7 protein-coding genes and 3 pseudogenes are annotated in these 8297 nt (G+C 70.9%); 6 read left to right on the top strand and 4 right to left on the bottom strand.

Annotated elements, in window-relative coordinates; translation table 11 throughout:
* Positions 1-179 precede the first annotated feature (179 nt).
* Positions 180-707: pseudogene (locus OP86_RS31630) on the bottom strand (TetR/AcrR family transcriptional regulator); the annotation flags it as partial.
* 5 nt (positions 708-712) lie between these two features.
* On the opposite strand from OP86_RS31630, the pseudogene OP86_RS31625 reads away from it, so the two are divergent.
* Positions 713-1012: pseudogene (locus OP86_RS31625) on the top strand (DUF4345 domain-containing protein); the annotation flags it as partial.
* Here OP86_RS31625 and OP86_RS31620 read toward each other — a convergent pair.
* Entirely contained in the window at positions 994-2604 is a 1611-nt protein-coding gene (locus OP86_RS31620; RefSeq protein ID WP_051831110.1) for an FAD-dependent monooxygenase, read from the bottom strand. The pseudogene OP86_RS31625 and the gene OP86_RS31620 sit on opposite strands and share 19 nt — an antisense overlap.
* Positions 2605-2737: 133 nt before the next feature.
* Here OP86_RS31620 and OP86_RS31615 point away from each other — a divergent pair, with 133 nt between their 5' ends.
* Together OP86_RS31615 and OP86_RS31610 are read left to right on the top strand one after the other, a co-directional pair.
* A complete protein-coding gene (locus tag OP86_RS31615; RefSeq protein ID WP_030258075.1) occupies positions 2738-3346 on the top strand; it encodes a TetR/AcrR family transcriptional regulator in 609 nt (202 codons plus the stop codon).
* Between the two features lie 69 nt (positions 3347-3415).
* On the top strand, positions 3416-3958 hold the full coding sequence (locus tag OP86_RS31610; protein WP_030061578.1) for an MOSC domain-containing protein: 543 nt from the start codon (positions 3416-3418) through the stop codon (positions 3956-3958).
* A 103-nt stretch (positions 3959-4061) separates the two neighbouring features.
* On the opposite strand, the gene OP86_RS31605 is transcribed toward OP86_RS31610, so the two are convergent.
* Positions 4062-4382, bottom strand: a complete 321-nt coding sequence (locus OP86_RS31605) for a heavy-metal-associated domain-containing protein (protein WP_030061577.1) — start codon at positions 4380-4382, stop codon at positions 4062-4064.
* Between the two features lie 217 nt (positions 4383-4599).
* Between OP86_RS31605 and OP86_RS31600 the strand changes: the two genes are divergently transcribed.
* The 3 genes and pseudogenes from OP86_RS31600 to OP86_RS35370 all read left to right on the top strand — a co-directional run.
* Complete coding sequence (locus OP86_RS31600; protein WP_030061576.1) at positions 4600-5772, top strand: permease; 1173 nt, start codon at positions 4600-4602, stop codon at positions 5770-5772.
* Between the two features lie 53 nt (positions 5773-5825).
* Positions 5826-6299: a hypothetical protein gene (locus OP86_RS31595; protein ID WP_030061575.1), complete on the top strand. Its 474-nt coding sequence runs from the start codon at positions 5826-5828 to the stop codon at positions 6297-6299.
* Positions 6300-7207: 908 nt separating this feature from the next.
* Positions 7208-7585 (top strand): annotated as a pseudogene (locus tag OP86_RS35370) (transposase family protein); the annotation flags it as partial.
* 94 nt (positions 7586-7679) lie between these two features.
* Here OP86_RS35370 and OP86_RS31590 read toward each other — a convergent pair.
* On the bottom strand, positions 7680-8096 hold the full coding sequence (locus OP86_RS31590) for a VOC family protein (RefSeq protein WP_033334275.1): 417 nt from the start codon (positions 8094-8096) through the stop codon (positions 7680-7682).
* Positions 8097-8297 lie beyond the last annotated feature (201 nt).

The following is an 8297-nucleotide window of genomic DNA, read 5'->3' as shown; positions in this document are numbered from 1 at the left end:
TGTATAAGAGACAGGAGACGGGGAGGCGGTGGAGCGGGGGGAGGGTGGTCCGGGTGTCGGCTGCGGCGGAGTCCATGGGTCCCTTCGCGGTGGGTGCGGCCTTCACATCCAACTGTCATATTTTCAACCGCAGTTGTATGCTTCAGGCGGTATTTCCCGTTACGGACCGATGGTAAGCGTCACCGCCCCCAGCCGGGCGCCGGATCGGCGGGCAGGAGTGGCCGGAGCGCACCCAGCACGGCGCCGATGCAGGCGTCGCGCAACTCGTCGCGGGTGCAGGTCTCCTCGGTCAGCCAGTCGACGACCAGCACCCGGACGAACACCAGCCAGCTGCGCAGGATCTGCGACACGGCCTGCCGCGCGTTCTCGTCCGCGAGCGGGAGCACGCCGAGCAGGCGTCCGCGGAGGGCGTCGAGCTCCTCGGTGATGATCGTCTGGAGCACCGGGTCCCCGGCCAGGACGCGGTTGGCGGCGAGCACGGCGTGCCGGTTGGCGGTGAAGTAGTCCAGGTGGGCGTCCATGCCTTCGACCAGCTGCTCGACCAGGGTGTCGGCCGGGTCGAAACGGCTCCGGACGAGCAGCTGGTCGGCGGCCTGCCGGTAGACCTCGGCGAACAGGTCGTGCTTGCTCGGGAAGTGACGGTAGAGCAGGGCGCGCGAGACTCCGGCCTGCTCGGCGACCTCCTCCATCAGCACCTCCTCGCACGGCCGGGGGCCCGACGGTCGGCAGCTTCGGCCGCTTCATGGGGGCGGTCTTCGCCGGGTACGGCGGAGCCTGGATCCGGGCCGCCCGGCAGGCGCCGGTGCCCGCCCGGGAGGTGCGGTGGCTGGCGGCGGTGCTCCTGCTGGGCGGCCTCGGGCGGGTGCTGTCCCTCGCGGTGGACGGCCGGCCGCACGGGTTCCAGCTGCTGCTCATGGCGATCGAACTCGGGCTCCCGCCGGTGTACTTCTGGCTCGCCGGCGCGGACGAGCGGGCGCGGGCTTCTGCTGTGGCTCACGCCACCGGGGCGTAGCTCTCCAGGTACTCGGCGAGGGTGCCCGGATCGGCGGTGGCGCCGGTCAGCGCGACGTAGCCGTCCGGCCGGACCAGGACGACGGCGTCGCCGCGCAGCCCGTACGCCCGGGCGACGTGGCCCCCGGGGTCGAGCACGGCGGCCCGGCGCAGGGGGGTGGCGGCGGGCAGGGGGGCCTGCGCGGTCGGCCACCGCTCGGCCAGCCCGTCCAGGGCCGGGTGCGCGCCGACGGTCAGCAGCGTGAAGTGCGGCCCGCGGAAGAGGTCGAACAGCCGGGTCGGGGTGCCGTCGGCGGTGGCGCAGGGTGCGTCGGGGGCTCGGTCGCCGGCCCGGATGCCGGTGGTGTCGTCGAGGTCGCGGCCGAGCGGCCCGCCCCGGTAGCCGACGGAGAGCCCGGTGAAGTCGCTTCCGCCGGCGGCGAGGTGGACGAACTGGTCGGTCAGCGCGCGGGCGCCGTCGGCGCCGAACAGCGCCCGGTGCTGGGCGGAGGTGGCGGCCAGGACGGCCCGGGCGACGGGCAGGCGCTCGGCCTGGTAGCTGTCGAGCAGCGCGTCGGGTGCGCCGCGCAGCACGGCGGCCAGCTTCCAGCTCAGGTTGTGCGCGTCCTGGATGCCGGTGTTCATGCCCTGGCCGCCGGCCGCGGAGTGGCAGTGCGCGGCGTCCCCGGCGAGCAGCACCCGGCCGTCGCGGTAGCGCTCGACCATGCGGACCGTGGGCCGCCAGACGGTGGACCAGACCGGCTCGTGGAGGGTGACCCCGGGCAGGCCGGCCCGTTCGGCGAACAGGCTGCGGAAGGTCTCCAGGGTCGGGGCCGGGATCCCGCCGTGCTCGTCCTGCTCGACGGAGAGGTGTACGGCCCAGTTGGCGTCCGCCCGCATCGGGATCATCGCCAGTGCGCCGACGCCGAGCCGGGGGTCGTTCCAGATGTGCATGGCGTCGGTGTCCAGGCCGTCGACGTCCATGGAGGCCATGAGGAACCGTTCCTGCTCCCAGGTCTCGCCGAGGAAGGGGATGCCGGCCAGCTTGCGGACGGTGCTGCGCCCGCCGTCGCAGCCGACCAGGTAGCGGGCGCCCAGCAGCTCGGTCCGGTCGCCGCGGCGGACGGTCGCGAGCACGCCGTCCGCGTCCTGGGTGTGGCCGGTCAGCTCGGTGCCGGTCTCGACCGTGACGCCGTACCCGGCGAGCCGTTCGCGCAGCACCGCCTCGGTGTGGTGCTGGCCGAGCAGCAGCATGCCGGGGTACGGGCGGTCGGGGGTCGGCGGGTTGGCGGGGGCCGGATCGACCTCGCGGACGAGCCGGTCGCCCTCGTAGGTGCGGACCTTGAGGTCGGGCGCGCCGCGGTCGAGGATCGCGTCCACCACGCCGAGGTCGTCGAAGACCTCCAGGGTGCGCGGGTTGACGCCCTTGCCGCGGACGCCGCGGTCGCGGAAGCGGGGCTCCCGTTCGATGACGCGGCAGCCCACCCCGGCGCGGGCCAGCCCGAGGGCGAGCGCGAGGCCCACCGGGCCGGCACCGACCACCAGGACGTCGGTCGGGTCTGCGGTGCGGCTTCGGCCCTCGGCGTGCATGACGGCGTGCTGGACGGAACGCATGACGGACTCCTCCTGGCCATCCGGCCATAAGATACGGTGCGTTTCTTTCTTCGACTGTAGACTCGACCCGGTAAGAAACGCAACGTATCTACGAGAGTCGGTACGGAGGGCGCGGGAGGTGTCGGCGTCGGTGGTGAGCGAGAGAGCCGGAACGGCCGGAGCGTCGCGGCGGCGCGGTAACGAGCTGGAGCGGGCGATCCTGGACGCCGTCTGGGCCGAACTCGCCGATCACGGCTACGACCGGCTCACCATGGAGGGCGTCGCCGTCCGCGCCCGCACCAGCAAGCCGGTGCTCTACCGCCGCTGGCCCAACCGGGCCGCACTCGTCATCGCCGCCCTCGGCCGCAACGCCCCCGACTACCAGGCGCCGCCGGACACCGGCGAGTTGCGGGCGGACCTGGCCGTCTTCCTGGGCAGCCTGCTGCACCGCTTCGACGACCTGCCGACGGACGCCGTCCACGGCTTCCTGGTCGACCTGCTGCGCGTCCCGGAACTGCGGGCCGGCTTCGCCGTCGGACTGACCGCCGAAGGGCCGGTCGACAGCCTGGGCGTGATGATGCGCCGCGCCGCCGACCGGGGCGAGATCAACCCCGCCCGGATCACCCCGCGGGTCGTCTCGCTCCCGCTCGACCTGCTGCGGGACGCGTTCCTGACGGCCGGCACCGTGCCGTCCGACCGCGTGGTGGCGGAGGTCCTGGACGAGGTCGTGCTGCCCCTGCTGCGGGCGCCTTCGGAGGGCTGAGCTGCGGCACTCGGGCGGGGCCTATGCTCGGGGCCGATCGAACGCACATCCGTGAGGAGGGTCCGAGACATGACCGGCACCGTGGTGGCAGTCAGCAGCAACGCCGAGTACTCGTTCACCAAGCCGAACCGGCCCGGCATCACCCTGCTCGCCGGCCTCGGCGTGGAAGGCGACGTGCACGCCGGAGTGACGGTCAAGCACCGCTCGCGCGTCGCCCAGGACCCGACCGTGCCCAACCTGCGCCAGGTCCACCTCATCCACCGCGAACTCCTCACCGAGCTCGCCGAGTCCGGCTTCGACGTGGCACCGGGCGCGCTCGGCGAGAACATCACCACCGAGGGCGTGGACCTGCTCGGCCTGCCGGTCGGCGCGGTGCTGCGGATCGGCCCCGACGCGGCGGTGGAGGTCACCGGCCTGCGCAATCCGTGCGCGCAGATCGACAACTACCGGGCGGGCCTGCTCAAGCAGGTCGTCGGCCGCGCCGAGGACGGCACGATCGTCCGCCGCGCCGGGATCATGGGCATCGTCCGCACGGGCGGCGCGATCCGGCCCGGCGACCCGATCGCGGTCGAGCTGCCGGACGGGCCGCACCGGGCGCTCGACCGGGTCTGACGGGCGTACGGCTCGGTGCTGTCCGGCCCGTTCGGGCCGTTCGGTCCGTCAGGGCCGGGGGGCGTCGACGCGGCGCAGGTCGTAGAGGTACGACTTGCCGGCCTCAGCCGTCGAGGCGGCCGACCAGGTCGTAGCCGGCCTCGTCGATGGCGGCGGCCACGTCGGCGTCGACGAGCGGCCGGGCGCTGCCGACGGTGACCTTGCCGGTGGCGAGGTCCACGGCGACCTCGGTGACGCCGTCGATCTTCTTCAGCTCGGCGGTGACGGCGGTGACGCAGTGTCCGCAGGTCATGCCCTTGACCTGGAAGGCCGAGGTCAGGGCGGAGGCGGCGGCGGGGGTCTCGGCGGCACCGGTGCTGCAGGAGCCGCAGCAGGAGGAGGCCTCGACGGCGGCCGGCTGGACGGTGACGGTGGTCTCGCTCATGGGTGTGCTCCCTGTGTCGTCAAGTTCCCTGCGCCGCGAGGGGAGTTGGCCCCTGCGGCTGCTTCGCTTTCAGAACATAACATACCCCCCTAGGGTAATGAGAGAGCTATTCGACCGCCCCGGGGCTGCGGCGCGCCGCTGTTCCTGAATACCCCCTACAGGTATATGGTGTGCCGCGCCCATCGAATCCCGTCACACCTGGGGAAGGCGGACCACCATGCATGCGCTCCTGCACGCGCTGTCCATCGCCGGATCGATGACCTGGGAGATCACCTGGGCCCTGATCCTCGGCTTCCTGCTCTCCGCCGTCGTCCAGGCCGTGGTCCACAAGTCCACCGTCGTCCGGCTGCTCGGCGACGACCGCCCGCGCACCCTCGCCGTCGCCTCCGCCCTCGGCGCCGCGTCCTCCTCCTGCTCGTACGCGGCCGTCGCCCTGGCCCGCTCGCTGTTCCGCAAGGGCGCGAACTTCACCGCCGCGATGGCCTTCGAGATCGCCTCCACCAACCTGGTCGTCGAACTCGGCGTCATCCTGGCCCTGTTGCTCGGCTGGCAGTTCACCGCGGCCGAGTTCGTCGGCGGGCCGGTGATGATCCTCGTACTCGCCGTCCTCTTCCGCCTGCTACTGCGCGACCGCCTGCTGCGCGAGGCCCGCCACGAAGCCGAGTTCGGTCGCGCGGGCTCGATGGAGGGCCACGCGGCGATGGACATGTCGGTCGCCGGGGAAGGCTCCTTCGCCCGCCGCCTGCTGTCCCGCCAGGGCGTCACGTCCGTCGCGCACGTCTTCGTGATGGAGTGGGCGGCGATTCTCCGCGACCTCGTCCTCGGCCTGCTCATCGCCGGCGCCATCGCCGCCTGGGTGCCCGACTCCTTCTGGCAGGCCTTCTTCTTCGCCGACCACCCCCTCGCCGGCAAGCTCTGGGGCCCGCTGATCGGCCCGCTGGTGGCGATCGCGTCCTTCGTCTGCTCGATCGGCAACGTGCCGTTGGCCGTGGTGCTCTGGAAGGGCGGCATCAGCTTCGGCGGCGTGGTCTCGTTCATCTTCGCCGACCTGCTGATCCTGCCGATCCTCAACATCTACCGGAAGTACTACGGCGTTCGGACAGCCCTCTTCCTCCTCGGCACCTTCTACACGGCGATGGTCCTCGCCGGCTACGTCGTCGAGTTCCTCTTCGGCGGCCTCGGCCTGGTCCCCGACCAGCGGAACGCGAAGATCCCGATGTCCGGCGTCGAGTGGAACTACACCACCTGGCTCAACATCGCCTTCCTACTCCTCGCCACCATCCTGCTGATCCGCTTCCTCCGCACCGGCGGCCCCGCGATGCTCCGCATGATGGGCGGCTCCCCGGAGAACGGTGAGCACGTGGCCCGCGACCACCACGGACAGCACTGACGCTTCCCCCGATGCACGCGCTCGTCGCGAATATCCGAGCTACTGTGGATGTCATGACTGCGGCCTACGAGGACGTGCCCTTCAGCGACCTGTTGCACCACCCCGCTGCGACCACGCGCAGACTGGACGCCGTCCGGGCACTGAGACTCCGGCGACGCGACGCCGGAGATCTCGCCCTGATGCGCGTCGACCAGATGGAGCGCGACGCCACGGTCATGGACTTCACCGCCCGCCTGCTCACGGGTCTGGTGCGGACCGAGAACATCGACGCACTGCGCCAGGCACTGCCCGACGCCTTGCCGTGGAGCACCTTCCTGCCCGCCGAGGACATCGACACCCTGCTCGCCGAACTGGTCGACACGGCGCGCGGTGCGGTGGCCCTGGACAACCTCGCCCCGCTCGCGCTGCTGCTGGAACAGTGGAAGCACAGTGCCGAGATCCACGCGGACCCTGCGTTGTACGCAGTCCTCACCCGCGAGCCCGAAGGCGACCTCGGGCCCGTCCCGGTGCCAGAGGCGGACGAGTGAGCCCGAAGCGCGGCGACCGCGCTGCGCCAACCCCCGACCGGCGATGAGTACGACCTCCGGTTTGCCAACTCCGAAGCGGCGGAGGGCTGGGAACAGTCACTGGCGGCGGTTGCCTCTGGTACCTGATCGACGACGCCAACCGCACGGCCTGGATCACCTATGCGGGAACCGGCCACCCCAAGGCCACGGACTGACCAACCCGAGCACGGGCGGGAAGAAGTGTGCGCGAGAAGCCGGCCGGGCCGACTTCCCGCGCAAGGATGTTCAGGCGTCGGGCACGTCCCCGGTCTTGACAGCGGTGGCGAGCGCTGTCCGCGCATGAGTTCGGCATGCCGTCGTCGTGGCCCTCGGCGAGCTCGGGCGAATCACGGCTAGCGTGACCGGGCGGATGCCGGTCACGGCCTGGCAGGTTTCGCCGAGATGCAGGAGGCGCTGGGGCCGCTGCTGGAACCCTGATCGGCCCGAGCCCGACTCGGACGACTGTGCTGGCCGACTCCCGGGGATGGAGAATGCTTGGTATGACGACTTGAAGAACACCGGCCGGGCGGCAGTACTGGCGAAGGGTCATGACCTGGGACACGGTTCCCGACGGCGATAGGCGAGTCTGCGCCGCCTGCGGAACGCCCATCCGCTCGTACCAGTACCGCTTCCATCCGCCCGGGTCCACCATGTTCGAGCGCTGCGTCGGACTCGCCTGGTGCTCCAGCTGCAGGATCTACTGCAGCAACCTGGTGCACATCCCGCGCCAGCGAGTCCTGGTCGACGCCCTCGCCTCTCTTCCCCTTGAACTGCGAGAGCGGCTTCTGCGTTCGGAAGCGCGACTGATCAAGTTCCTGGACCACGACGCCCGAGGAGACAGAGGTCAAGGGTTGTCCCGTAAGTGATCTTGCCGTGGGATGATCTCGGCCGTGGCTGGTGTGATCACGGCGTCTGAGCCGTCCTGGATAGCCCCGTTCGCCGGACTGAGCCCGCGTGCCTTCGGCAAGTTGATGAGGCAGCTGCGCCGCGAGGGCGGCGACGCGCCGGGCCGTGGTCGGCCGTGGAAGCTGTCCCTGGAGGACCGGGTGCTACTGGTGGCCGCGTACTGGCACACCAACTTGACCCTGCGCCAACTCGCGCCGCTCCTCGGAGTGTCCAAGTCCACCGCCGATCGCGTCATCGACCACCTCGGCGCCAGGCTCGCGCTGGCCCCGCGCAGGCGCTTCGCCAAGGACGCGGTGCTGATCATGGACGGGACGCTGGTACCCACCCGCGACCACCAGGTCGCCGAGCAGTCGAAGAACTATGGGCTCGGAGATGTGTATAAGAGACAGGATATCGGCTGCCCCGACGTTCCCCAAGGCTGGAGACGGCTCCCCACCTCGCAGTCTCGGAGGAGAATCAGGCGAGGCAGAACTCGTTGCCCTCGATGTCCTGCATCGTGATGCACGACTCGTTGACGCCATCGGCGCGCTGCGTCAGCACGTGTTTCGCGCCGAGCGCCATCAGCCGCGCGCATTCGGCCTCGAGTGTGGCCAGGCGCTCCTCACCCACGAGCCCGGCGCCAGCCCGCACATCGAGATGCACCCGGTTCTTGACGACCTTGCCTTCGGGAACTCGCTGGAAGAGCAAGCGCGGGCCCACACCCGAGGGATCAGTGCACGCGAAGTAGATCTCATCCTCGGGCGGCAGCGAGCGATGGTACTCCTCCCACGTGGCAAAGCCCTCGACGTACCCCAGCACCTCGCACCAGAAGGCGGCGAGGCGCGCAGGCTCCGCGCAGTCGAAGGTCACTTGGAACTGTTTGATCGTTGACATCGGCGCACGATAACAGGGGCCCTGCTCATCTCCCCAGGTCGGGAGGTCCGCACGTTGTCGGGAGGAGGCGTCTGCTACCCGCTGCTGTGGCGTGCCGTCGCAGGGGTGAACCGAGGTCAGTGCCTCCCAAAGGGAACCTGGGATGCGATCCCGGCCAGCCACTCTCGTGCTGCCAAAGATCAGTTACGGGACAACCCTTAG

Source organism: Streptomyces novaecaesareae (assembly GCF_000716875.1).
Classification (GTDB): Bacteria; Actinomycetota; Actinomycetes; order Streptomycetales; family Streptomycetaceae; genus Kitasatospora; species Kitasatospora novaecaesareae.
The sequence above is the reverse complement of the archived record's forward strand: the minus strand, read 5'-3'. Positions and strand labels throughout refer to the sequence as shown.